The following is a 23,253-nucleotide window of genomic DNA, read 5'->3' on the forward strand; positions in this document are numbered from 1 at the left end:
TGGACCAAAACCGCCGACGAGATCCTGCCTCACGCCACCCGTCAACGAACCTCAGACGCGCGACACTAGCTGGACGTGGGGAAGTTGAAGGCGGCCTCCGAGTGCGGCCAGCGGGTGGTGACCACCTTCGCGCGGGTGTAGAAGCGGACGCCCGCGGGGCCGTGGATCGGGCTGTCGCCGATGAGGGAATCCTTCCAGCCGCCGAAGGAGTAGTACGACATCGGGACCGGGATCGGGACGTTGACGCCGATCATGCCGACCTTGATCTCGCGCTGGAACTTGCGCGCCGCTTCGCCGCTTGCGGTGAAGACGGCGGTGCCGTTGCCGTAGGGGTTGGCGTTGATGACGGCGATCGCCTCGTCCAGCGTTCCGGCGCGGACGATCGCCAGCACCGGGCCGAAGATCTCTTCGCGGTAGGCGTCCATTTCGGGGGTGACGGCGTCCAGCAGGGACGGGCCGACGAAGAAGCCTTCCTCGTGGCCCTCGACTTTCAGGTCGCGGCCGTCGACGACGACCTTTGCGCCTTGCTCCGCGCCGCGGGTGACGGAGTGCACGACGCGCTCGCGGGCGGCTTCGGTGACGACCGGGCCCATGTCGCTGGCCGGGTCGGTGCCGGGGCCGACCTGCACCTCGTGGGCCTTGCGTTCGAGGATCTCCACCAGCTTGTCGCCGGCCGAACCGACGGCGACGCCGACGGAGATCGCCATGCACCGCTGGCCGGCCGAGCCGAACGCGGCGGCTGTCAGGTGGTCGGCGGCGTACTCGAGGTCGGCGTCGGGCAGGACGACGGCGTGGTTCTTCGCGCCGCCGAGGGCCTGGACGCGCTTGCCCGCCGCGGTGCCGCGTTCGTGGACGTACTTGGCGATGGGTGTCGAGCCGACGAAGGACACCGCCGCGATGCCGGGGTGGTCGAGGATCGCGTCGACCGCGGTCTTGTCGCCGTGCACGACGTTGAAGACGCCGTCGGGCAACCCGGCTTCGGCGTACAGCCGCGCGACGAAGTTCGAGGCCGACGGGTCGCGTTCGCTCGGCTTGAGGACGAAGGTGTTTCCGGTGGCGATGGCGATCGGGTGCATCCACAGCGGCACCATGATCGGGAAGTTGAACGGGGTGATCCCGGCGACCACGCCCAGGGGCTGGCGGAAGTCGTGCACGTCGACGTCGCGGGAGACCTGGTCGGAGAAGCTGCCCTTGAGCGCGTCGGCGATGCCGCAGGCGTACTCGACGACCTCGCGGCCGCGGACGATCTCGCCGCGGGCGTCCTCGATCACCTTGCCGTGTTCGGCGGAAATGATGCGGGCTAGCTCGTCTTCGTGCCGCACCAGCAGCTCGCGGAAGGCGAACATGACCTTGGTGCGCTGGGACAGCGAGGAATCGCCCCAGGACTCGAAAGCCTTGCCGGCCGCCGCGACCGCGGTGTCCACATCGGACGCTTCGGCGAGGAGAACCGACGCCTGCCGCTGCCCGGTGGCCGGGTCGTAGACCGGCGCCGTGCGGGTCGAGCCCGCCGGTGTCGCGGTGCCGTTGATCCAGTGTTCGATGGTGTGCACGGGGTTCCTCCGGGTAGTGGCGCCGGTGCGGTGGGGCGGGTTCACAGCAGGCCCACCGCGGTGTCGACGGCCTTGGCGACGTCGCCGTCGTGGGGGTAGAGCAGCGACCGGCCGACGACCAGGCCCTGCACGGTCGGCTGGGTCAGGGCCCGCTGCCAGGCGGCGAAGGCCGCGTCCGGGTCCTTCACCTCGCCGCCGAGCAGGACGGCCGGCAGCGTCGAGGACGCGAGGACGCGTTCCATGTCGTCCACGACCGGGAGCTTGAGCCACGTGTAGGCCGACGATCGGCCGAGACCGGCGGCGATCGTGATCGACTTGATGACGGCGTCGGGGGAGAGGTCGTTCTGCACGCGCCCGTCGACCCACCTCGACAGGAACGGCTCGACCAGCGCGATCAGCTTGCGGTCGGCCAGCTCGTTGACCGCCTTCGCGGTGTTCTCCAGGACGCTGGGCGTGGCCGGGTCCTCCAGGCAGATCCGGGTGAGGGTCTTGCCGCCGTCGAAGCGCATCCGCTCGATCGCTTCGGCGTCGTAGCAGGCGAAGCGATCGTCGATCTCGAAGCTCGACCCGGCCAGCCCGGTGCGGTTCATCGACCCGAGCACCGTCTTGCCGTCGAGCACGCCGAGCAGCAGCAGGTCGTCGATGACGTCCGCGGTCGCCAGGACGCCGGTGACGCCCGGGCGTTCCAGCGCCAGGCACAGCCGCTCCAGCAGTTCGCCGCGGTCGGCCATCGCCGACGGGTTGCCGCCCACCGCGTTCGCCCCGCGGGCGGGGTGGTCCGCCGCGATGATCATGGTGCGGCCCTGGTCGTTGAAGGGCGACCCCGCGCGGATGCGGTTCGCGGCCGCCTCGGCGATCGCTCCCGGGTCGTGCACGCGCCGGGCGACGATGCGCCGCACCACGTCGGTCACAGGTCCGCTCCCCGCTGTTCCCCGGACACGCCCTTCGTGTCCCTGTTGCCGACGATTCCAGTGGGGGCGGACTTTGTCAAGACATATGGACAACACGTCATCCCAACAGGTGGTGCGGAGGCGGTAGGCTTCGCGGATGAGCAAGCCGGACGTGATCTTCCCGGCCTGGGACGCGGGGCGTGAGATCGTCCTGGATCCGGGCAGCCCCGAGCCGCTGTACTTCCAGGTGTCCCGGCAGCTGCACGCCGCGATCGAGGACGGCAGGCTGCCGGCGGGGGCGCGGCTGGGCAACGAGGTCGACCTCGCCGCGAAGCTGCGCCTGTCGCGGCCGACGATCCGCCAGGCGATCCAGACGCTGGTCAACCAGGGCCTGCTCGTGCGGCGGCGCGGGGTCGGCACGCAGGTCGTCCGCACGAAGGTCGCCCGGCCGCTGCGGCTGAGCAGCCTGTTCGACGACCTCGCCGGGCTGGGCGGCAAGCCGGAGTCGGCGGTGCTGGTCAACCGGGTCGAGGAGGCCGGCGCCGAGGTGGCCGAGCTGCTCGAAGCCCCCGGGCTGACGCACGTGCGGCGGCTGAAGCGGCTCCGCTCGACCGATGGCGAGCCGCTCGCCCTGATGAACAACTACCTGCCCGACGGCCTCCTCGACGCCACCGACGACGAGCTGCGCGAGCGCGGGCTCTACCAGCTCCTGCGGTCGGCGGGGGTGCGGCTGCACGCGGCCGAGCAGAACATCGGCGCCCGGCTCGCGACCGAAGAGGACGCGGAACTGCTGCGCGAGGAGCCGGGGGCGGCGTTGCTCACGATGCAGCGCACGACCTACGACGACTCCGGCCGGGTGGTCGAGTACGGGTGGCACGTGTACCGGGCGTCCCGGTACACCTTCAACCTCTCGCTGACCAACGGACCTCAGTAAGACCCGGTCTCAAAACTCAAGGGTGTGTCACGGCGTAACCTGCCGGTCCTGGTCGTCGATCGTGGGCAGTCGTGGCGAAGACGACGCAGCAGCGGCGGGTAGAAGACCGGCTCTGGGAGCTGATCGAACCCCTGATCCCGTCCCGGCCAGCGCCGCGCGGTCCGGGTGGGCGGCCCCGGATCGATGACCGTGCCGCGCTGGAGGGGATCTTGTCCGTGCTCGACACCGGCTGCCGCCGGCGAGACCTACCCGAGCAGCTCGGATGCGGTTCCGGGCACACACTACCGCCGCTGCCGCCGCTACCTGACCCGCCGCGGTATCAAGGTCCGTATCGCCCGGCGCGGGATTGAGGGCAAGTCCCGCCTCGGCCGGGTCCGCTGGGTCGTCGAACGCACCGTCTCGTGGCTGCTGCGGTTCGAACGCCTCGGGCCGCGCTACGACCGGACCGAACGCACCACGCTGGCGCTACTCACGCTGGCCTGCACCGTGATCAACGTCCGCCGGCTCATGAAGATCGAGCTCTGCGACCAGGTCTGAGGTGGGGGTGACTGGTGAGCTTCTGAGCGCGGAGCAGGTCCTCGGGTAACGGGGATGAACGAGCACTCTCGCCGGGAAGTGATCAGCCATCGGTGGGGCCGCCTCTTCAGAGGCGTTCGATGCGGTCGGCCTGCGGGCCCCGGTCGCTCTGACGCACCGCGTACCGGACCCGGTCGCCCTTCTGCAGCGGCTCCGACCCCATGATCACGGACGCGTGGGCGAAGAGATCGTCGCCGCCTGCGTCCGGGGTGATGAAGCCGAAGCCGCGGTCGGCGTCGTAGCGCGCGACGACGCCCTCGCCGCCTCGTACGGGCACGTCCCGCGCCGCCGGCCCGGCGGCCGCGGCAGATGCCGACCGCTGCGGCGCCGTCTGGGGCTCGGCGCCCCGGACCAGGTGCACGTCGCGGGCCTGCGGGCCCTTGTCTCCACTGGCCACCTCGTAGGCGACGCGGTCGCCCTCCGCGAGCCACGTCAGCCCCTCGGCCAGGGCCCGGGCGTGAACGAAGACGTCCCCGGCGCCGGAGTCGGGGTTGATGAAGCCGAAGCCCTTGTCCTCGTCGTACCAGGCCACCGTGCCGTCGGCACCGTCCGCGATACCGGCCGCAGCGGGTGAGCCGGCCCCTGCTCCCAGCGGGATCACGTGCCCGGCCTGCGGGCCGCGCTCGCCTTCGACGATCAGGAAGGCCACCCGCTGCCCCTCGGTGACCACGCCGCCGGTCACGATGGCGGAGCTGTGCACGAAGATGTCGGCGCCGCCGCCGTCCGGCGACGCGAAGCCGTACCCCTTGCCCGGCTCGTACCAGTTGACGGTGCCGAGCAGGCCCACGGCGCTGCCGGTGGCCGCATCGGCGGTGACGCGAACGCGCAGCGCCTGGGGCCCGCGGTCGTTCTCGCCGACCTCGAACACGACGGCCTGACCCTCGCGGAGCACTTTCGCGCCGCCGTCCCCGACGATCTCGGAGGCGTGCACGAACACGTCCGGCGAGCCGTCCTCGGGCGCGAGGAAGCCGAAACCCCGTTCGGCGTCGAACCAACGGACGGTCCCTTGCGGCATCAACGGCTCCAGGTCGAGAGGGCGGGCACTGGCCTCCAGTCTCCCTGACAGACCTCCGGTCCGTCGGGCCGGGCCCCACAGGCGGGCGGTGCGGAGCCACGGGCGGGCCGTTGGTTCACCCAGCGACACGCCGAGTTTCGAGACCAGGTCTAACGACGTCAGCCGGGCCCGCGGCGACCCCGGTTCCTTCCCGGACTCCCGCCTTGGTCGTGAGCTTGCCCTCGACGGCGACGCCGTGCGCCTTCCCGGACGTGGCCGCGGGCCGGTCCGCCGGGGCCCCGGCCACGACGGCGAGCGCGAGGAGCCCCGCCGCCGCGAGCCGGGCGATCAGCGGCGGCGCCACCGCAGCACCTTCCGGACCGCCGAATAGGCCAGGCCCGCCGCCAGCACCCAAGGACCGGCGACGATGATCGGGTCCGCCAGGTGGTGTTTGACGTCCGTGCGGTTCTTCCCCGCTCGCGAGGAGAAACCGTGCCGGGTGAACTCGCTCAGCACGCCGGTCTCGGTGATCGGGTTGTCCGGGTGGAGCGTGGCGAACGAGCGCAGGTGGCTCTCCCAGGCGTCCACCCGGTCGGCGGCCAGCAGGAGCAGCCAGTGCGCGGCCCGCCCTTCGCTGTACTTCCGGTAGGAAAACCGGCGCAGGGCACCGGAAAGGCCCTTCGGTGGACAGGTCGTCCCTAAGACCGGGGTCAGGAACTCGTGCTCGATCGAGCGTTCCCGCGGCCATTTCTCGGGCTGCCGCTCGGGAAATTCCCAGTGCGCGCCGGTCTTGTCCTCCTGCCACCGCAGCTTCGGCACCGACGGCCGGTTCTTCGGGTCCAGGTCCGCGCCCCAGCCCGGGATCCGCGCGCGCAGGCTGTCGCTCGATTCGGCGATCGGCGGCCGCTCCGACGTGTAGGTCATGGTCGTTCCTTCCTCAGCCGGCGTCCGGGACGATGAGCGGCTTGATGCAGCCGTCCAGCTTGGCGGAAAAGATGTGGTAGCCCTCGGCGATGTGCTCGAGCGGGATGCGGTGGGTGACGATGTCGCTCGGCTTGAGGTAGCCGTTGCGGACGTGCTCGAACAACCGCGGCCACTGCCGCTTCACCGGGCACTGGTTCGTGCGCAGCGTGAGGCCCTTGTTCATCGCGTCGCCGAACTTGACGGCGCTGAACATCGGGCCGTAGGCGCCCATCACCGAGATCGTGCCGCCCTTGCGGACGCCGTCGATGCACCAGTTGAGCGCCACCGGGGAGCCGCCCTGCAGCTTCAGCTTGGCCGAGGTGACGTGCTGGGTGAGGTTGCCGTCGGCCTCCGCGCCCACCGCGTCGATGGCGACGTCGGCGCCGAGGTAGTCGGTGAGCTTCTTGAGGTGCACGACGATGTCGTCGTACTCGGTGAAGTTGTAGGTCTCGGCGTGGGCGAAGGTGCGCGCCTTCTCCAGCCGGTTCTCCAGGTGGTCGATGACGATCACCCGGCCCGCGCCCATCAGCCACGCCGACTTCGCCGCGAACAGGCCCACCGGCCCGGCCCCGAACACCACCACGACGTCGCCCTCGGCGATTTCGCCGAGCTGGGCGCCGAAGTAGCCGGTGGCGAGCGCGTCGGTGAGCAGGACGGCGTCTTCGTCGTCCAGCCAGTCCGGGATCACCGAGGGCCCCACGTCGGCGAACGGCACCCGGACGAACTCGGCCTGCCCGCCGTCGTACCCGCCGCAGGTGTGGGAGTAGCCGTAGATGCCGCCGACGGCGGTGGCGTTCGGGTTGACGTTGTGGCAGTTGGAATACAACCCCCGCGCGCAGAACCAGCACGTCCCGCAGAAGATGTTGAACGGCACCATGACGCGGTCGCCGCGCTGCAGGTTCCGCACGCCGGAGCCGACTTCCTCGACCACGCCGATGAACTCGTGGCCGAAGGTCATGCCGACCCGCGTGTCCGGCATCATCCCGTGGTACAGGTGCAGGTCGGATCCGCAGATCGCGGCCAGCTTCACCCGGACGATCGCATCACCGGGATGCTCGATCGCCGGGACGTCCTTCTCTTCGACGCGGACCTTGTACGGCCCGCGGTACACCATCGCACGCACAGCGCCTCCTTCCGACGGGTCGTCGGCGCATACCCGGGTCCGGTGGGGCTAACCGCGGCCTACGACGCGGCGGTCCGGCGCAGCGCCAGGACGACCGTGTCGTCGGCGTGCAGCACCACGTCGTGCATCCGGGTCACCAGCTCGCGCGGCAGGCCCGCCGTCGGCCGGATCCGGTGGGCTTCGGCCAGCTTCAGCAGCCGGGCCTGGCCTTCGTCGACGTCCTTGCGGCTCTCCACCAGGCCGTCCGTGTAGAGCAGCACCGTGTCGCCCTCGGCCAGGACCACGTCGACCAGCTCGCGGGTGCCCGGGTCGGGGAAGCCGACCCCGCGGCCCGGCACCGGCGCCGGCAGCAGCCGCGCCGGCTCGGCCGCCGTGACCAGCACCGGCTCCGGGTGGCCGCCGTTCGCGAACCGGGTGCGGCCCGTCGCCGGGTCCATCCGGGCCAGCAGGACCGTGGCCATCAGGCCCGGCTCGATCGCCGCCAGGGTGTGGGACGCGTGCGCGATCAGGTCGCGGAACGGGTGGCCCTCCAGGGCGAGCGTGCGGATGGCGTGCGTGACCGTCAGGGCGTGCCGGGTCGAGGTGACGCCGTGGCCGACCGCGTCGACCAGGGTCACGTGGACGTGGCCGTCGGGCAGGACGAACCAGTCGTACAGGTCGCCGCCGGTCGGGGAGTCCTGGTCGGTCGGCGAATAGTGCACGGCCAGCTCCAGGCCGGGCACCACCGGCGGCCGCGGGCGCAGCGCGTCCTCCAGCTCGCGGAAGATGGCCGCGTGGGCCCGGCGGAGCTGCTCGTCGCGCTGTTCGAGCTCGACGTACATCGCCAGCACGCCGCTGTTGGTCTCCGCGATCTCGTGCTTGAGGTCCCGTTGTTCGTGCGCGAGGGTGTCGGCGCGGGCCACCAGCGCCAGCATCTCTTCGCGCGTCGCCCGGTCGTCGTCGGGGTCGGCCGGGGCCGCCGGCCCGCCGCCGGTGAGGTGCCAGGTCAGCGTCCGGCCGTCGCCGCGCTCGGGCAGCAGCGGCAGGGCGTCGCGGCTGCCCTGGCTGACGGCGTGGTCGAGCTGCACGGTGACGGCGAGCCGCCGGTCCGACGCCGCCGTGGCCACGTCCACCGTTTCGCCCGCGGTGAGGGCGGGCTCGGCGAGCAGCGTGACGGCGAGGACCAGCCGCCCCCGGTCGTCGGCGGGCACGCCGGCCTCGGTGCAGGCCGTGCGGAGGCGCCGCCGGATCCGGGCCAGGTCGGGGCGCATCAGGCGGACCGGTCCGCGCTGAGGGCGAGCATCGCCGCGTCGTCGCGGGCGTTCCGGTGCCGGTGGGCGAGGTCCGCGGCGAGCAGCAGCAGGTCCGGGGCCCGGCCGGGGACGCGCCAGCCGGTGCCGACGCCGTCGGTGTGCAGGACGACGACGTCCTCGTCGGCCAGCGTCAGGTGCCGGACCGGCGCCGAGGGCAGGGTGAACCCGACGACGCCGGGGGTGCTGAGCAGCAACCGGGACGGCCCGTCGCCGAGGCTCGCGCCGCTGACGTTGCCGACGCCGCAGAACTCGAGCCGCCGCGGCGCGATCCGCACGAGCGCGACCGCCGCGCCGCGGGTCGTGCGCAGCGCGCGGTGCATGTTCGTCAGCTGGTGCGACAGCGGGCGGTCCGGGTTCTCGGTGAACACGCGCAGCGCGGCGTCCGCGGCTTCGGCGGCGTCGGGGCCGTGGCCGAGCCCGTCGGCGACGACGGCGGTCCGGCTGCCGGTGACGTCGGCCAGCGCGACGGCGTCACCGCAGTACTCCTCGCCGTCGCGCGGCAGGCGGAAGTGCCCGATCGCGCGGCGGGGCGGGGGCACGGCGGGGTCGAGCAGGCGCGCGGCGGCGAGGGTGCCGGCCGCGGGCGAGGACGTGATCCGGAACTCGGCCGCCATCCGCTTCACCGCGCCGAGGCCGGTGCCCATCGTGGCGGTGGTCGTGTTGCCGTCGAGCAGCCAGTGGTCGAGGTCGGTCATGCCGGGGCCGTCGTCGGCGGCCAGCACGTCGACGCCGCGGCCGATGAGCGAGCGCTGCACGAACACCGAACCGCCGCCGGTGTGCTTGTCGATGTTGCCGGCGAGCTCGGCCGCCACCACCGCGGCGCGGTCGGCGAGCACCCCCGCGAAGCCGGCTTCGTGCGCGGCTTCGCGGGCGACGCGGGCGGCGGCGTACCCGGCGCTCGGGTGGTCGACGCGGATCTGGCGCGTCAGGCCGGCGGTGGTCGCGGTCATGGCTTCCAGCGCACGACGGTGACGGTGGTGCCACGGCCGGGCGCGGTGTCGAGGTCGAACTCGTCGACCAGCCGCCGGGTGCCGCCGAGGCCGTGCCCGAGCCCCGCGCCGGTGCTGAAGCCGTCGGTCATCGCCTGGTCGACGTCGGCGATCCCGGGCCCCTCGTCGCGCACCCGGAGCCGGAGCCCGAGCCGCCCGCCCGGGTCCCGCACGGGCTCGACGGTCATGGTGCCGCCCCCGCCGTGGATGTAGGCGTTGCGGACCAGCTCGCTGGCCGCGGTCACGATCTTCGTCTGGTCGACGATGGTGAACCCGGCGGCGACCGCGGCCGCCCGCACGGCGTGCCGGGCCGCGAGGAGGTCCTCCTCCACCCGGACCGGGTGCTCGCCGGAGGGGACGGTCCGTTCGTCAGAAAGCATGGGGCGCTTCTCCGGCGGCCTCGGCGGGACGGCGCCAGCCCAGCAGCTCCATCGCCTGTTCCGCGTTGAGGGCGGTCCGCACGCCGGTCAGCTGGAGCCCGAGCTCGGTCAGCGTCAGCGCGACGGCCGGGCGCATCCCCGCCACGATCATCCGCGTGCCGAGCAGCCGCCCGGTGCCGGCCAGCTGCATGAGCACCCGGGCGATGAACGAGTCGATGATCTCCAGCCGGGAGATGTCGACGATGACGCCGCGGATGCTCTCGTTCGCGATCCGCGAGGTCAGCTCGTCGGTGAACGCGAGCGCGGTCTTGTCGTCCAGGTCGCTCAGCAGCCCGCCGAGCAGGATGTCGCCGAGCCGCAGGATCGGCACGCCGGTGTTCACCCGGTCACCGCCCCCGGGCGGCCGTTGTCGCCGAGCAGCTGCATCGCGGTCGCCAGCGCGTCGGCCAGCGAGCCACGGGTGACGATGTGCGAGAGGTCGATGCCCAGCTGGGTGATGGTCTGGGCGATCGAGGGCCGGATGCCGCTGATCACGCACTCCGCGCCCATCAGCCGGACGGCGCTGACGGTCTGCAGCAGGTGCTGCGCGACCGCGGTGTCGACGGTCGGGACGCCGGTGATGTCGATGATCGCCACCCGGGCCTCGTTGGCCTGGATCGACTCCAGGAGGTTGTTCATCACGACCTGGGTCCGGGCGCTGTCGAGCGTGCCGATCAGCGGGACCGCGAGGACGTGGCGCCACAGCCGCACGACGGGCGTGGACAGCTCGAGCATCTGGCTGTGCTGCTCGCGGATGATCCGCTCGCGACCGGCGGAGTAGACCTCGAACGTCAGCACGCCCGCGCTGTCGAGCAGTTCGTTGACCAGCAGCGCGGCCCGGTAGCGCAGCGCGGAATCGTCGGTGTGCCGCTCGATCGCGCTCAGCATCGTGCGCTTGAGCGCGAGGATCGCCATGGCGGTGGCCGACGGCTGGGCGCCCGCGCGGGCCCGGCGCTCCGACAGCGACGTCAGCGCGTCCCGCACCGCGGGATCCTGGTCGACGATCCGGGACACCGGGAGCGTGCCGCCCAGCGCGGCCCGGAGGGCCTCCAGCAGTTCGACGGCCTCGCGCCGCAGTTCCTGCCCGCTTCGGTCGCCTTCGCGCGGCTCCTGCCCGGCCCAGTCGCGGGCCAGGGTGGCCCGGTCTTCTTCCAGCATGCGCGCCAAGACCGTGCGGACCTGGCTGTCGTCCGTGCCCTGCACCGACATCTCCTCCGGTGTTCGGGGCGCGCTCTGCTGTACGCCGACCTGATTGTTGCCATATAACAACAGTTGTATCAGGAATGCAAATCCGGGGGGTCCCCGGCCGCCTCCGCCAGGGCCCGGTACTCCTGCAGCCCGGCGGCCAGCGCGGTCCGGCCCGCGGGGCTCATCTTCGCCACCAGCGCCTCGACCCGGTCCCGCCGCCGCGCCCGCAGGTCCTGCAGGTACGCGCGCCCGCGGTCGGACAGCCGCAGCGTCAGCTCCCGCCGGCTGCGCGCGCTGGGCAGGCGTTCGAGGAACCCGACCGCCTCCAGCCGGTCGCAGAGCCTGCTGACCAGCGGCGGCGTCGAGCCCAGCTGCTCGGCCAGCTGCCGCAGGTTGACCCCGTCGTGGCGATCCAGCGCGACGACCGCGCGCAGCTGCGAAACCGACAGCGGACGCGGCGACACGTCCCGCTCGCCCTCGACCACCGCCTCCAGGAGGCGGGCGAGCTCCGACACGGCAGCCGTCCCGTCCGGGCCGGGCTGCTCGCGGGATCGATCCACGGCGTCCACTCTGGCATCCCTATGCTGAACCGGCAGCACAGCTCACGCGACTCGCCGTGGACCGGCGCGCCGGAGCGGCGCAGACTCGACAGAACCGACCCGGCGCCGGCGCGGGCGGGCCCGTGAGCAGGAGGCAGGCGTTGGACAGATCCCTGGCGGTGGAACGTCTCCTCCGTGACGTACCGCCGCACGACCTGCCCCGTGCGCTGCGCTCGGGTCTCGGCGAGCACTTCGGCACGCTGGCGGTCGAGCTGCTGATGGCCGACTACGCACTGACGGAACTCTGCCAGGTGGGCGAGCAGCCCTACACGGCGGAGCCGATTCCGGTCGAGGGCACGACCCCGGGGGCGGCGTTCCTCGCCCAGACGGCGACGTTCACCCACGACGGCGACCAGGTCACCGGCTTCCTGCCGGTCAGCGTCCGCGGCGACCGGCTCGGCGTGCTGGCGGTCAGCCTGCCCGGCGAACCCGAACCGCCGGTGTGGGCCGAGCTCCAGCGGTTCGCCGAAGCGGTGGCCCACGAGCTGTTCGTCGCCGACCGGGACACCGACCTCTACATCCAGGCGCGGCGGTCTTCGCGGCTGACGCTGGCCGCGGAAATGCAGTGGCAGCTGCTGCCCGGGCGGGCCTGCACCCGCGCCGAATTCGCGCTCGGCGGCCAGCTGGAGCCCGCCTACGCCATCTACGGGGACTGCTTCGACTGGTCGGCGTCCGCCCGGAAGCTCGCCGTCACGCTGATCAACGGCATGGGCGAGGGCAGCGAAGCGGCGCTGCTGACGAACCTCGCGGTGAACGCGCTGCGCAACGCCCGGCGCGCCGGGATCCCGCTCGACGCGCAGGCCGAACTCGCCGACCAGGCGCTCTACGCGCACCACCGCGGCGCCGAACACGTGGCCGCGCTGCTGCTGGAGTTCGACCTCGGCACCGGTGCGGTCGCCGTGGTCGACGCCGGCTCGCCGCGGCTCTGGCGGCTGCGGGACGGGAAGGCCGAGCGGATCCTCTTCGACGAACAGCTCCCGCTCGGCACGTTCGACGGCACGATCTACACGGTGGAAGGCTTCCAGGCGGCCGACGGCGACCGGTTCGTCTTCGTCAGCGACGGCGTCTACAACGCGCTCGGCCCGCACGGCGAGCGCTACGGGGATCGCGAGCTCGCCGAAGCGGTGACGGCGACGGCGGAACTGCCGGCGGCCCACGTGCCGGGCGCGGTCCTGCGGGAGCTGTCCACCCGCCGCCACGGCAGCCAGGCCGAAGACGACGCGATGGTGGTGTGCCTCGACTGGTTCGGTTCGACGCCGTTGTCCGGCACCGGGGCCGGGCCGGCGGTGACGGTCCGGCGCACCGACGCGGACCGGTAGCGGCAGCCGGGGAGTTCAGGCGGCCGCCGAGGACTGCCGCTCGCGGGGGACCGACCGTCCCGCGCTGGTGACGGCGGCGAGCACCTCGTCCGCGTCGAGGGCCGGGTCCCACAGCGCGCAGCCGACGACGTGGGCCAGCTTGCGCCGCCGGTGCTGCGGGGTGTCGGTGAGGGCGACCTCGGTCGGGCGGCCCTTCTTGACCGCGTGGACCGCCCGGGTCACGAGGATCGCCTCCCGGCGGGTGGTGCCGAGTTCCGCGGCCGCGGCGAAGATCCGCTCCGCCGCGGCGCGCGCCTGGTCGTTCATCTTCCGCCCGTCAGGCCTGGATTTCCCTGCGGTCGGACCGGTCGCCGCCGATTTCGATGCGCCGCGGCTTGGCCTTCTCGGCGACCGGGATGCGCAGCGTCAGCACGCCGGCCTCGTAGTCGGCGGCGATGCGGTCGGTGTCGAGGCCGTCGCCGAGGAACAGCTGGCGGGAGAAGACGCCCAGCGGCCGTTCGGAGACGTGCATCTCGACGTCGTCCCCGCCGGGGAGCGGGCGGCGCTCGGCCTTGACCGTCAGCACGTTGCGCTCGATGTCGAGGTCGATGGCGTCCGGGGCGACGCCGGGCAGGTCGAAGCAGACCACGAACTCGTCGCAGGCGCGATAGGCGTCCATCGGCATCGCGGCCGGCTTCGACCAGGTGCCGGCGGTGCCGAGGACCTGCTGGGTGAAGCGGTCCAGCTCACGGAACGGGTCGGTGCGCATCAACATCGGTGTCCTCCTCTGGGCTTCGACGGTGGGTGTCAACACGCACTACCGTTCTAACATGTCATCCAAACGATGACAAGTACCGAGTCGTCATCAAGATGACAGAATGATCCGCGCGGCGCCGGGAACACAGGGAGGGAGATCCATTTCCCGCATCCGAGGAGCCACCGTGTCCGAGCAGCCCGCTCAGCAGCAGACCCCGCCCGGGACGACCGCCGCGATGACACCGCGGCCCGACCACGGCGAACACTCCTACCGCGGCTCCGGCAAGCTGACCGGCAAGGCGGCGCTCATCACCGGGGCGGACAGCGGCATCGGCCGCGCGGTCGCGATCGCGTATGCGCGCGAAGGTGCCGACGTGCTGATCTCCTACCTCGACGAGCACGAAGACGCCGAAGAGACGCGGCGCTGGGTCGAGGAGGCCGGGCGCAAGGCCGTCGTCGTGGCCGGTGACGTCGCCGACCCGGCGCACTGCCGGGCCCTGGTCGCCCGCGCGGTGGAGGAGTTCGGCCGGCTCGACGTCCTGGTGAACAACGCCGCCTTCCAGATGAGCCACGAAACCCTGGAAGAGATCCCGGACGAGGAGTGGGACCGCACCCTCGCCATCAACCTGAGCGCGTTCTTCCACCTCACCAAGGCGGCGGTGCCGCACCTGAAGCCGGGGGCGTCGATCATCGGCAGCTCCTCGGTGAACTCCGACAACCCGACCCCGCAGCTGCTGCCCTACGACGTGACGAAGGCGGGCATCGCGAACATGACCGCTGCCCTGGCGCAGCTGCTGGGGCCGAGGGGGATCCGGGCCAACAGCGTCGCGCCGGGGCCGATCTGGACGCCGCTGATCCCGGCCACCATGCCGGAGGAGCAGGTGAAGTCCTTCGGCGAGCAGGTGCCGCTGGGCCGCGCCGGCCAGCCGGCCGAGCTGGCGCCGGTGTACGTGCTGCTGGCCTCCGACGACGGCAGTTACGTGTCCGGGGCCCGCGTCGCGGTGACGGGTGGCGTGCCGATCCTCTGAGTTCCGGGCAGCACTGACGGGCCGGAAAGCCGCCGGAGCCCCCCGGTCCCGGCGGCTTTCCGGTGCTCAGCGGCCGCGGGGGTCGTCACTTTCGCCCTGCTCGTCGGGCTGCGTGGCGGCAGCCATGACTTCCGCCGGCGACGCCTTGTCGCCGGGGTGGCCCCGGGTCACGTGCCCTTCCGCGCGCATCCGCTCGACCATGTGCGGGTAGTGCAGCTCGAACGCCGGGCGCTCGGACCGGATGCGGGGCAGCTCGAGGAAGTTGTGCCGGGGCGGCGGGCTGGTGGTCGCCCACTCGAGCGAATTGCCGTAGCCCCACGGGTCATCGACGGCGATCGGTTCCCCGTAGCGGTAGCTCTTGAAGACGTTCCAGATGAACGGCAACACCGACAGGCCCAGCAGGAACGCGCCGATGGTGGAGACCATGTGCATCCAGGTGAAGCCGTCGCTGGAGAGGTAGTCGGCGTAGCGGCGTGGCATGCCCGCGTCGCCGAGCCAGTGCTGGATGAGGAACGTCGTGTGGAAGCCGACGAACGTCGTCCAGAAGTGCCACTTCGCCAGGCGTTCGTCGAGCATCCGGCCGGTGATCTTGGGGAACCAGAAGTAGATGCCGGCGAAGGTCGCGAAGACGATCGTGCCGAACAGCACGTAGTGGAAGTGGGCGACGACGAAGTAGCTGTCGTGGACGTGGAAGTCCAGCGGCGGTGAGGCCAGGATGATCCCGGTCAGGCCGCCGAGCAGGAAGGTCACCATGAAGCCGACCGACCACAGCATCGGCGACTCGAACGTGATCGCACCTTTCCACATCGTGCCGATCCAGTTGAAGAACTTGATCCCGGTGGGCACCGCGATGAGGAACGTCATGATCGAGAAGAACGGCAGCAGCACGGCGCCGGTGGCGAACATGTGGTGCGCCCACACGACCGCCGACAGCCCGGTGATCCCGATGGTCGCGAAGACCATGAGCTTGTAGCCGAACAGCGGTTTCCGGCTGAACACCGGGATGATCTCGGTGACGATCCCGAAGTACGGCAACGCGACCACGTACACCTCGGGATGGCCGAAGAACCAGAACAGGTGCTGCCACAGGATCGCGCCGCCGTTCTCCGGGTCGAACACGTGCGCACCGAGGTGCCGGTCGGCCAGGAGCGCGAACAACGCCGCGGTGAGGATGGGGAAGGCGAGCAGGATGAGGATCGAGGTGAACAGGATGTTCCAGGTGAAGATCGGCATCCGCCACATGAGCATCCCGGGACACCGCAGGCACACCACGGTCGTGATCATGTTGACCGCGCCGAGGATGGTGCCGAGACCGGTGACGATCAGCCCGGTGATCCACAGGTCCCCGCCGACGCCGGGGGAGTGGATGGCGCTGGACAGCGGCGTGTAGGCGGTCCAGCCGAAGTCGGGCGGGCCGCCCGGCGTGGCGTAGGCGGAGAGGACGATCGTGCCGCCGAACAGGTACAGCCAGTAGGAGAACGCGTTGAGCCGCGGGAACGCCACGTCCGGCGAGCCGATCTGCAGCGGCAGGACGAAGTTGGCGAACCCGAACAGGTTCGGCGTGGCGTAGAGCAGCAGCATGATCGTGCCGTGCATGGTGAAGAGCTGGTTGTACTGCTCCGGCGACAGGAACTGCAGGCCGGGCCGGGCCAGCTCGCCCCGCATCAGCAACGCGGTCAGGCCGCCGATCAGGAAGAACCCGAACGACGTCGTCAGGTAGAGCACGCCGATCGTCTTGTGGTCGGTGGTGCGGATGGTCTTGAGGAGGGTCGCGCCCTTGGCGCCCCGCGACACCGGCCGGTGGGGGATCGGAGCCGGGCGCGTCACCGTATCGGTCATCGGACTCCCACCTGCCGCTACCGGAGGAAACGTGCTGTTCCCGCGCGCTTACCACGGGCGGGCGCGGATACACACGGCGATCCGGTATTTCTGCGGCGGGGCAGCCGCGGCCGGCCGCGGCTGCCCCGGGTCGCGCTACCCCGCCTGCTCCTTGGTGCGCAGCAGCACGGTCAGCGACCGGCCGGCCACGACCAGCTCGCCGTGGCCCGGGATCGTGCGCGGGGTCGCCAGCTGGTCGCCCGCCACGCCGCCGACCAGCACGCCGCCCACGGACCGGTGGAACACCTCGCCCGTGGCCGAATCCAGCACGATCGCCCACTCCTCGCCGTATTCGCCGTCCGGGACCGTCATCGTGATGTCGTCGTCGTGGGCGTTGAAGCAGAGCAGGAACGAGTCGTCCACCACGCGCTCTCCGCGGGCGTCGAGGTCGGGGATCGCCGTTCCGTTGAGGAAGACCATGATGCTGCGGCCGAAGCCCGCCTCCCAGTCCTGGTCGGTCATCTCGTCGCCCGCCGGGGTGAACCAGGCGATGTCACGCAGCTCGTCGCCGCGGCGGATCGGGCGGCCGGCGAAGAAGCGGCGGCGGCGGAACACCGGGTGCTGGTGGCGCAGATCCACCACCGCCGAGGTGAACTCGAACAGCTCCCGGTTGCGCTCCAGCAGTGACCAGTCCACCCAGGACAGCTCGTTGTCCTGGCAGTAGGCGTTGTTGTTGCCCTGCTGGGTGCGGCCGAACTCGTCGCCGTGCAGGAGCATCGGGACGCCCTGCGACAGCAGCAGGGTGGCGATCAGGTTCCGGCGCTGGCGGGCGCGCAGGTCGAGGACCTTCTCGTCCTCGGTCGGGCCTTCCGCGCCGCAGTTCCACGACCGGTTGTCGTCGGCGCCGTCGCGGCCGTCCTCGCCGTTGGCCTCGTTGTGCTTTTCGTTGTAGGACACCAGGTCGTTCAGCGTGAAGCCGTCGTGCGCGGTGACGAAGTTGATCGACGCGAACGGGCGGCGGCCGTCGTTCTGGTAGAGGTCCGACGAGCCGGTGATCCGGGAGGCGAACTCGCCCAGCGTCGCCGGCTCGCCGCGCCAGAAGTCGCGGACCGTGTCGCGGTAGGCGCCGTTCCACTCCGTCCACAGCGGCGGGAAGTTGCCGACCTGGTAACCACCCGGGCCGACGTCCCAGGGCTCGGCGATCAGCTTCACCTGGCTCACCACGGGGTCCTGCTGCACCAGGTCGAAGAACGTGGCCAGCCGGTCGACGTCGTAGAACTCGCGGGCGAGGGTGGCGGCGAGGTCGAACCGGAAGCCGTCGACGTGCATCTCCGTCACCCAGTAGCGCAGCGAGTCCATGATCAGCTGCAGGGTGTGCGGCTGGCGCACGTTGAGCGAGTTCCCGGTGCCGGTGTAGTCCATGTAGTACTGCGGGTCGTTCTCGACCAGCCGGTAGTAGGCCTGGTTGTCGATGCCGCGCATCGACAGCGTCGGCCCGAGGTGGTTGCCCTCGGCCGTGTGGTTGTAGACGACGTCGAGGATGACCTCGATGCCCGCCTCGTGCAGCGTCCGCACCATCGCCTTGAACTCGTGCACTTCACTGCCCGGGGTCGCGGGCATGATCGAGGCGGCGTACCCGTTGTGCGGCGCCAGGTAGGCGATGGTGTTGTAGCCCCAGTAGTTGGCGAGGCCGCGCTCGGTGAGGGCGTGGTCGTGCAGGAACTGGTGGACCGGCATCAGCTCGACGGCCGTGACGCCGAGGGTCTTGAGGTACTCGATCATCACCGGGTGCGCCAGCCCGGAGTACGTCCCGCGCAGCTCCTCCGGGATGTCCGGGTGGAGCTTCGTCAGCCCGCGGACGTGGGCCTCGTAGACGACGCTCTCGTTGTACGGGACCTTCGGCGGCCGGTCGTTGGCCCAGTCGAAGTACGGGTTGACGACGACCGCGCGGACGGTGTGCGCCGCCGAGTCGTCGTCGTTGCGCTCCTCGGGCCGGCCGAAGCGGTAGCCGAACACTGACTCGTCCCAGTCCACCCGGCCGGTGACGGCCTTGGCGTACGGGTCGAGCAGCAGCTTGGCGGGGTTGCACCGCAGCCCGGCGGCGGGGTCGTGCGGCCCGTGGACCCGGAAGCCGTATTCCTGGCCGGGACCGACGCCGGACACGTAGCCGTGGTGGACGAAGCCGTCGACCTCCGGCAGCCGGATCCGGGTCTCGGTTCCGTCCGGGGCGAACAGGCACAGGTCGACGCGGTCGGCGACCTCGGAGAAGAGCGCGAAATTGGTGCCGACGCCGTCGTAATCGGCCCCGAGCGGGTAGGGGGAACCGGGCCAAGGCTGCACTGGGCCTCCACAGGTGCGAGTGATCTCCGGCGGTAATACCCAGCCGGAGAGCCCCGGACACCGTGACGTCGCCCTCCTCACCCGGACGCACCACCCCGGCGCAGGACCGCTGTCTGTTCAACGGTCCGCGCCGATCCGGCGGTGGGTCAGGTCAGCTTGTTCTTGACTGCCTTGGCCTTGCCCTTGGCCGTGCCCTTGGCGTCCTGGAGAGGTGCGTAGGTGCCGTAGAGGGCGGGGTCGGGCTTGGGTGCGGTGCCGGGGCCGCCGAGCGGTTCGGGGTCCATCAGGTACTCGATGCCGGCGTCGGTGGTCCAGCTGGTGCCCTTGGCGCCGTCGGGGCCGTCGGAGAGGTGCCAGATCGTGTGGTTGTGGGTCTGGTCTTCTTCGTCGAGCAGGGCGTTGGGGACGATCTCGTCTTCCAGCCCGTCGGCCTTGAGCTCTTCGATGGCGGCCAGCCACTGCTTCTGGTGGACGGTGTCGCGGGCGAGGTTGAACTGGAGCATCGCCTTGACCCCGGGGTCGTCGGTCATGTTGTAGAGGCGGGCGGTTTGCAGGCGGCCCTGGGCTTCGGCGGCGACGTTGGCGCGGAAGTCGGCGAGGAGGTTGCCGGAGGCGACGATGTAGCGGCCGTTCCAGGGGTAGCCGTTGCTGTCGGCGGGCAGTGCCCCGCCGCCGGCGACGATCGCCTGCTGGACGTCCATGCCGCCGAGGGTGGCGGCCATGACGGGGTCTTTGACGGCTTCGGCGGTCATGGTGGCCGGGGCGCCTTCGAGCAGGCGGGCGACCATGGTGGCGAGCATTTCGACGTGGCCGATTTCCTCGGTGGCGGTGTCCATGAGGAGGTCCTTGTACTTGCCTTCGATGCGGCAGTTCCAGCCCTGGAACAGGTACTGCATCGTGACGCTCATTTCGCCGAAGGCGCCGCCGATGAGTTCCTGCAGTTTGTGGGCGTAGACGGGGTCGGGCTTTTCGGGCTTGGCTTCGAACTGCAGCAGCTTCGTGTGACGAAACACGAGAATTTCCTCCGTCGTCCGGGGTCGCACCGGCGGGGGCCGGCGGTCCAGGGGGCTTTCCCGGTCAGCGGAGGGTTAATCACAGCGATCACCGAAGCCCGGTGAGGATCGACAACGCCACCGTCGCTGTGGTAGTTGAACGCGGAACGTTCGATGGCGAGTGGAGCGATACGTGAGCGATCACCAGGAGCGGGTGCCGGCCTGTCGGCGGTACCAGTGCGACGAGCCGGCCCTCTGGCGGAGGATGTGCGCGGCTCACTGGGCTCGCTGGCAGAACGGGACCGACCCGCTCGACCAGCCGGGCGACGACGGCGAGTCCCCGGCACCCCGGGTGTGGCAGCCGCCGTTGCGGGAGAACAGCGTTTCGCAGCGGAAACCCGGCCGGCCCGGGTGACGCCGGTGGGGAGCCTCGCCAGGAGGCTCCCCACCGCGGCGTGGTTCAGAGCGTGCCGACGACCTCGGCCACGGTCACGCCGATCGGCGTGCTGGGGCGGCCGGTCAGGGTGCGCAGGTCGGTCGTGGTCTCGGCCAGCAAGCCGTCCTTGATGTTGCCGTCGATCGCCACGATGAAGCCGACGAGCGGCTCCGGCAGGCCGGCCTGGGTGAGGACCTCGGCGTGCTCGTCGGCCGGCAGGTCGGTGTAGGTGACCTCACGGCCGGTGGCCTTGGCGATCTCGGCGGCGAGCTCCGCGTTCGTCCAGGTGACGTCGCCGGTGAGCTCGTAGATCTTGCCCTCGTGGCCCTCGCCGGTCAGCACCGCGACCGCGGCGGCGGCGTAGTCGGCCCGGGTGGCGCCGGCGACGCGGCCGTCACCGGCGCTGCCCACGAAGCTGCCGGTCCGGGCGGCCTGCTTGATCGTGTCGGCGTAGTTCTCGTTGTACCAGTTGTTGCGCAGGATCGTGGCGGTCAGGCCGGAGGCCTCGATGAGTTCCTCGGTCACCTTGTGCTCCGGGGCCACCGCGAGCTTCGACGTCGTCGCCCGGGATGCGCTGGTGTAGACGAGGTGCCGGACACCGGCCTGCTTCGCCGCTTCGATGACCGCCTGGTGCTGCGCGACGCGCTGGCCGACCTCGCTGCTGGAGACCAGCAGCACCTTGTCGGCGTCCTTGAACGCGGCGACCAGGCTTTCGGGCTCGGTGTAGTCCGCGTGCCGGACGTCGACGCCGCGTTCGGCCAGGTCGGCGGCCTTCTCCGGGGTGCGGACCGCGGCGACGACCTGGTCCGCGGGCAGCTTCTCGAGCAGGCCTTCGACGACGAGGCGGCCGAGGTGGCCGGTGGCACCGGTGACGACGATCATGAGGACTCCTTGAAGGTTCAAGTACCTGGTCTCCTGGAGCATGTACTAACTTTTAGAAAGTACCAACTCATTGTTAGTGCTGTCACATCCATAGTGCAAACTCTTGGGTAGTATCGAGGCGTGGATGGACGACGAGGTGACGAGCTGACCGACGCCGAGCACGAGGCGCTGGTCGCCGACGTGTTCAGTGCCGCGTGTACGTCCCGGGCGGTGCTGGACCACGTCACGGGCCGGTGGGGCGCGCTCGCCCTCGTCGCGCTCCACGAGGGTGTGTTCCGGTTCAACGCCCTGCGCCGCCGGGTGCAGGGGGTCAGCGAGAAGATGCTCGCCCAGACGTTGCAGGCCCTGGAGCGCGACGGCTTCGTGCACCGGGAAGCGCGTCCGACGATCCCGCCGCACGTCGAGTACAGCCTCACGCCCGCCGGGCAGGAGGTCGCGCGGCGGCTGATGGGACTGATCGAAGTCCTCGAGGCGAGCGTGCCCGAGGTGATGGCGGCCCAGGCCCGCTACGACGCGGCGAAGGCGGCGGGCGCGTGAGGCCGGCCTAGCCGGATGTCCGTGCGGGCAACGGTTCCCGGACCGCGGCGAGCAGGAACATCCCCGCCGCGACGCCGAGCATCGTCAGCACGCCCCGCGGCCAGAAGATGTGGCTGTCGAAGAAGGACACGCTCGCGGCCAGCAGCACCACGGCCCCCGGGGCCGCCCGCCACGCGGCTTCCCGCGCGACGGCCGCGACGATCAGGACATTGGCCGCTAGAAAGCACAGCGCGCCGGTGTGGCCGAGACTGTCGCCGATGCCGAACACCGCGCCGGTGACCGGGGTGACCGCGTGCTCGGCGTGCACCACGGTGCCGGCGGCGATGCCGGCCACGGCGTCGAGCCCGCCGTAGAAGGCCGCGAACCCGAAGGCGGCGAGCCGGCCCGGACGGCGGAGCACCGCCGGTGCGGGGGAGAGCAGCAGCCACTGGGCCACCGCGAGCAGCGGGAACACCGGCAGCAGGACGACGTGCAGGGTGGTCCACCACGGGGCACTCGCCGGGCTCAGCGCGAGCGGGTGCGCCAGACCGGCTCCGGCCAGCAGGAGCCCGGGCGCGGCGTACCCCGCGGCACGCGACCATCGAGAGCGAAGCATCGGCTGACGGTATCGGCGATCCGGGCCGTGCGGCGATTACCGAACTCTTACCGCGCTGGCCGCCGGGTTCGCGGCGGCGTGAAAGAGCACCCCGGCCACTCGCCGCGCTCCTCGTCAGACGCGCCTTGGCGGCGGCGACCGGCGCGGAGGGCAAGGGCGCCAACGGATCCGACGCCCCCGCATCGGTCCGCGGCAGGAAAACCGGCCATTGCACTCCGTCGGCCCGAGGGTTATGTTAGCGCTCACAATCGCTCCGCTTGTGCCGTTCCTGCGTGTCGGTGATCAAGGAGGAGGTTGGCAATGACGCCGGCCCGCGCATCTGTCGATTCGACGATTTCCGTACTCCAGCGGGAGATCATTCATGTCACGACAGCCGAGACACGTCCGTAAGCACCGCATCGCATCCGCCCTGATCGTCGCCGGCACGCTCGTCACCGGCCTTCTCGTCAGCGGCGGTACGTCCCAGGCGGCCACCCAAGGGCCGTGCGACATCTACGCCGCCGGCGGCACGCCCTGCGTGGCCGCGCATTCCACGACCCGGGCCCTGTACGGCGCCTACACCGGTCCGCTGTACCAGGTCCGGCGCGCGTCGGACAGTGCCACGCGCGACATCGCCCCCTTGGCCGCGGGCGGCGTGGCCAACGCCTCGACGCAGGATTCGTTCTGCGCGGGCACCACCTGCCTGATCACCGTCATCTACGACCAGTCCGGCCGGAACAACCGCCTCACGCAGGCGCCGCCGGGCGGGTTCCAGGGGCCGGCCGCGGGCGGGTACGACAACCTCGCCAACGCCACCGCGGCACCGATCACCGTCGGCGGCCACAAGGCCTACGGCGTCTACGTGGCCCCGGGCACCGGCTACCGCAACAACAACACCAACGGGATCGCGACCGGTGACCAGCCGGAAGGCATGTACGCGATCTTCGACGGGACGCACTACAACGGTGGCTGCTGCTTCGACTACGGCAACGCCGAACGCAACAGCCGCGACAACGGCAACGGCACGATGGAAGCCATCTACTTCGGCAACATCAAGGTCTGGGGCTACGGCGCC

At 71.2% G+C, this 23,253-nt stretch carries 25 protein-coding genes and 1 pseudogene; 7 read left to right on the forward strand and 19 right to left on the reverse strand.

Translation table 11 applies throughout. The features are described from left to right. Nucleotides 1–65: 65 nt before the first annotated feature. Nucleotides 66–1,550: a CoA-acylating methylmalonate-semialdehyde dehydrogenase gene (locus tag C2L58_RS24465; RefSeq protein ID WP_103339944.1), complete on the reverse strand. Its 1,485-nt coding sequence runs from the start codon at nucleotides 1,548–1,550 to the stop codon at nucleotides 66–68. 41 nt (nucleotides 1,551–1,591) lie between these two features. Continuing rightward, nucleotides 1,592–2,461: a Cgl0159 family (beta/alpha)8-fold protein gene (locus C2L58_RS24470; RefSeq protein ID WP_103339945.1), complete on the reverse strand. Its 870-nt coding sequence runs from the start codon at nucleotides 2,459–2,461 to the stop codon at nucleotides 1,592–1,594. 136 nt (nucleotides 2,462–2,597) lie between these two features. Here C2L58_RS24470 and C2L58_RS24475 point away from each other — a divergent pair, with 136 nt between their 5' ends. Beyond that, nucleotides 2,598–3,374 carry a GntR family transcriptional regulator gene (locus C2L58_RS24475; RefSeq protein ID WP_103339946.1) on the forward strand — a complete coding sequence of 259 codons (777 nt, stop codon included), beginning with the start codon at nucleotides 2,598–2,600 and terminating at the stop codon, nucleotides 3,372–3,374. A 71-nt stretch (nucleotides 3,375–3,445) separates the two neighbouring features. After that, a pseudogene (locus C2L58_RS24480) lies at nucleotides 3,446–3,911 on the forward strand (transposase). A gap of 106 nt (nucleotides 3,912–4,017) precedes the next feature. On the opposite strand, the gene C2L58_RS51305 reads toward C2L58_RS24480, so the two are convergent. The 10 genes from C2L58_RS51305 to C2L58_RS24530 form a co-directional block, all read right to left on the reverse strand. Then, entirely contained in the window at nucleotides 4,018–4,965 is a 948-nt protein-coding gene (locus C2L58_RS51305; RefSeq protein WP_103339947.1) for a cold shock domain-containing protein, read from the reverse strand. 115 nt (nucleotides 4,966–5,080) lie between these two features. After that, nucleotides 5,081–5,308, reverse strand: a complete 228-nt coding sequence (locus C2L58_RS24490) for a hypothetical protein (protein ID WP_103339948.1) — start codon at nucleotides 5,306–5,308, stop codon at nucleotides 5,081–5,083. After that, nucleotides 5,293–5,868: a hypothetical protein gene (locus C2L58_RS24495; RefSeq protein ID WP_103339949.1), complete on the reverse strand. Its 576-nt coding sequence runs from the start codon at nucleotides 5,866–5,868 to the stop codon at nucleotides 5,293–5,295. Before C2L58_RS24495 ends, C2L58_RS24490 begins: the two co-directional genes overlap by 16 nt. Nucleotides 5,869–5,881: 13 nt before the next feature. Next, nucleotides 5,882–7,021, reverse strand: coding sequence for a zinc-dependent alcohol dehydrogenase (locus tag C2L58_RS24500; RefSeq protein WP_233225898.1), 1,140 nt, complete (start codon nucleotides 7,019–7,021; stop codon nucleotides 5,882–5,884). Nucleotides 7,022–7,089: 68 nt separating this feature from the next. After that, nucleotides 7,090–8,280, reverse strand: coding sequence for a PP2C family protein-serine/threonine phosphatase (locus C2L58_RS24505; RefSeq protein ID WP_103339951.1), 1,191 nt, complete (start codon nucleotides 8,278–8,280; stop codon nucleotides 7,090–7,092). Further along, nucleotides 8,280–9,272: a SpoIIE family protein phosphatase gene (locus tag C2L58_RS24510; protein WP_103339952.1), complete on the reverse strand. Its 993-nt coding sequence runs from the start codon at nucleotides 9,270–9,272 to the stop codon at nucleotides 8,280–8,282. Before C2L58_RS24510 ends, C2L58_RS24505 begins: the two co-directional genes overlap by 1 nt. After that, nucleotides 9,269–9,691: an anti-sigma regulatory factor gene (locus C2L58_RS24515; protein WP_103339953.1), complete on the reverse strand. Its 423-nt coding sequence runs from the start codon at nucleotides 9,689–9,691 to the stop codon at nucleotides 9,269–9,271. Before C2L58_RS24515 ends, C2L58_RS24510 begins: the two co-directional genes overlap by 4 nt. Beyond that, the gene (locus C2L58_RS24520) at nucleotides 9,681–10,073 is read right to left on the reverse strand and encodes an STAS domain-containing protein (RefSeq protein WP_103339954.1); all 393 of its coding nucleotides are present in this window, start codon (nucleotides 10,071–10,073) and stop codon (nucleotides 9,681–9,683) included. The genes C2L58_RS24515 and C2L58_RS24520 overlap by 11 nt, the downstream gene beginning before the upstream one ends. Next, nucleotides 10,070–10,933, reverse strand: a complete 864-nt coding sequence (locus tag C2L58_RS24525) for an STAS domain-containing protein (RefSeq protein ID WP_103339964.1) — start codon at nucleotides 10,931–10,933, stop codon at nucleotides 10,070–10,072. Before C2L58_RS24525 ends, C2L58_RS24520 begins: the two co-directional genes overlap by 4 nt. Before the next feature lie 74 nt (nucleotides 10,934–11,007). Then, nucleotides 11,008–11,478 (reverse strand): MarR family winged helix-turn-helix transcriptional regulator, encoded by a 471-nt coding sequence (locus C2L58_RS24530; protein WP_369904235.1) that lies wholly within the window; start codon nucleotides 11,476–11,478, stop codon nucleotides 11,008–11,010. Between the two features lie 140 nt (nucleotides 11,479–11,618). Between C2L58_RS24530 and C2L58_RS24535 the strand changes: the two genes are divergently transcribed. Continuing rightward, complete coding sequence (locus C2L58_RS24535; protein WP_103339955.1) at nucleotides 11,619–12,836, forward strand: PP2C family protein-serine/threonine phosphatase; 1,218 nt, start codon at nucleotides 11,619–11,621, stop codon at nucleotides 12,834–12,836. Nucleotides 12,837–12,851: 15 nt separating this feature from the next. Here the strand turns inward: C2L58_RS24535 and C2L58_RS24540 are convergent, their stop codons facing one another. Together C2L58_RS24540 and C2L58_RS24545 are read right to left on the reverse strand one after the other, a co-directional pair. Then, a complete protein-coding gene (locus C2L58_RS24540) occupies nucleotides 12,852–13,142 on the reverse strand; it encodes a hypothetical protein (RefSeq protein ID WP_103339956.1) in 291 nt (96 codons plus the stop codon). Nucleotides 13,143–13,152: 10 nt separating this feature from the next. Next, a complete protein-coding gene (locus tag C2L58_RS24545) occupies nucleotides 13,153–13,590 on the reverse strand; it encodes an Hsp20/alpha crystallin family protein (RefSeq protein WP_103339957.1) in 438 nt (145 codons plus the stop codon). A 166-nt stretch (nucleotides 13,591–13,756) separates the two neighbouring features. Here C2L58_RS24545 and C2L58_RS24550 point away from each other — a divergent pair, with 166 nt between their 5' ends. Then, nucleotides 13,757–14,599, forward strand: a complete 843-nt coding sequence (locus tag C2L58_RS24550; protein WP_103339958.1) for a glucose 1-dehydrogenase — start codon at nucleotides 13,757–13,759, stop codon at nucleotides 14,597–14,599. 66 nt (nucleotides 14,600–14,665) lie between these two features. On the opposite strand, the gene ctaD is transcribed toward C2L58_RS24550, so the two are convergent. From ctaD to C2L58_RS24565, 3 genes are all read right to left on the reverse strand, one after another. Continuing rightward, on the reverse strand, nucleotides 14,666–16,438 hold the full coding sequence (ctaD, locus tag C2L58_RS24555; RefSeq protein WP_103339959.1) for an aa3-type cytochrome oxidase subunit I: 1,773 nt from the start codon (nucleotides 16,436–16,438) through the stop codon (nucleotides 14,666–14,668). 135 nt (nucleotides 16,439–16,573) lie between these two features. After that, a complete protein-coding gene (glgX, locus tag C2L58_RS24560) occupies nucleotides 16,574–18,757 on the reverse strand; it encodes a glycogen debranching protein GlgX (protein WP_103339960.1) in 2,184 nt (727 codons plus the stop codon). Between the two features lie 146 nt (nucleotides 18,758–18,903). Further along, on the reverse strand, nucleotides 18,904–19,770 hold the full coding sequence (locus C2L58_RS24565; protein WP_103339961.1) for a manganese catalase family protein: 867 nt from the start codon (nucleotides 19,768–19,770) through the stop codon (nucleotides 18,904–18,906). A gap of 172 nt (nucleotides 19,771–19,942) precedes the next feature. On the opposite strand from C2L58_RS24565, the gene C2L58_RS24570 reads away from it, so the two are divergent. Next, nucleotides 19,943–20,164 (forward strand): hypothetical protein, encoded by a 222-nt coding sequence (locus C2L58_RS24570; RefSeq protein ID WP_230468794.1) that lies wholly within the window; start codon nucleotides 19,943–19,945, stop codon nucleotides 20,162–20,164. 45 nt (nucleotides 20,165–20,209) lie between these two features. Here the strand turns inward: C2L58_RS24570 and C2L58_RS24575 are convergent, their stop codons facing one another. Further along, entirely contained in the window at nucleotides 20,210–21,067 is an 858-nt protein-coding gene (locus C2L58_RS24575; protein WP_103339962.1) for an SDR family oxidoreductase, read from the reverse strand. A gap of 144 nt (nucleotides 21,068–21,211) precedes the next feature. On the opposite strand from C2L58_RS24575, the gene C2L58_RS24580 reads away from it, so the two are divergent. Continuing rightward, nucleotides 21,212–21,604, forward strand: coding sequence for a winged helix-turn-helix transcriptional regulator (locus tag C2L58_RS24580; RefSeq protein WP_103339966.1), 393 nt, complete (start codon nucleotides 21,212–21,214; stop codon nucleotides 21,602–21,604). 7 nt (nucleotides 21,605–21,611) lie between these two features. Here C2L58_RS24580 and C2L58_RS24585 read toward each other — a convergent pair whose 3' ends face one another. After that, nucleotides 21,612–22,199 (reverse strand): hypothetical protein, encoded by a 588-nt coding sequence (locus C2L58_RS24585; protein ID WP_103339963.1) that lies wholly within the window; start codon nucleotides 22,197–22,199, stop codon nucleotides 21,612–21,614. A 361-nt stretch (nucleotides 22,200–22,560) separates the two neighbouring features. On the opposite strand from C2L58_RS24585, the gene C2L58_RS24590 reads away from it, so the two are divergent. Then, nucleotides 22,561–23,253 (forward strand): arabinofuranosidase catalytic domain-containing protein (locus tag C2L58_RS24590; RefSeq protein ID WP_304532901.1); only part of this gene is annotated, 693 nt, incomplete at its 3' end.

It is taken from the genome of Amycolatopsis sp. CA-126428 (assembly GCF_002904335.1).
GTDB lineage: Bacteria > Actinomycetota > Actinomycetes > Mycobacteriales > Pseudonocardiaceae > Amycolatopsis.

Coding starts and splice junctions, on each gene's coding strand:
- C2L58_RS24540 (WP_103339956.1), bottom strand. CDS start 13,142: ATGAACGACCAGGCGCGCGCCGCGGCGGAGCGGATCTTCGCCGCGGCC.
- ctaD (WP_103339959.1), bottom strand. CDS start 16,438: ATGACCGATACGGTGACGCGCCCGGCTCCGATCCCCCACCGGCCGGTG.
- C2L58_RS24585 (WP_103339963.1), bottom strand. CDS start 22,199: ATGCTTCGCTCTCGATGGTCGCGTGCCGCGGGGTACGCCGCGCCCGGG.
- C2L58_RS24510 (WP_103339952.1), bottom strand. CDS start 9,272: ATGACCGCGACCACCGCCGGCCTGACGCGCCAGATCCGCGTCGACCAC.
- C2L58_RS24475 (WP_103339946.1), top strand. CDS start 2,598: ATGAGCAAGCCGGACGTGATCTTCCCGGCCTGGGACGCGGGGCGTGAG.
- C2L58_RS24545 (WP_103339957.1), bottom strand. CDS start 13,590: ATGTTGATGCGCACCGACCCGTTCCGTGAGCTGGACCGCTTCACCCAG.
- C2L58_RS24515 (WP_103339953.1), bottom strand. CDS start 9,691: ATGCTTTCTGACGAACGGACCGTCCCCTCCGGCGAGCACCCGGTCCGG.
- C2L58_RS24505 (WP_103339951.1), bottom strand. CDS start 8,280: ATGCGCCCCGACCTGGCCCGGATCCGGCGGCGCCTCCGCACGGCCTGC.
- C2L58_RS24575 (WP_103339962.1), bottom strand. CDS start 21,067: ATGATCGTCGTCACCGGTGCCACCGGCCACCTCGGCCGCCTCGTCGTC.
- C2L58_RS51305 (WP_103339947.1), bottom strand. CDS start 4,965: ATGCCGCAAGGGACCGTCCGTTGGTTCGACGCCGAACGGGGTTTCGGC.
- C2L58_RS24500 (WP_233225898.1), bottom strand. CDS start 7,021: ATGGTGTACCGCGGGCCGTACAAGGTCCGCGTCGAAGAGAAGGACGTC.
- C2L58_RS24495 (WP_103339949.1), bottom strand. CDS start 5,868: ATGACCTACACGTCGGAGCGGCCGCCGATCGCCGAATCGAGCGACAGC.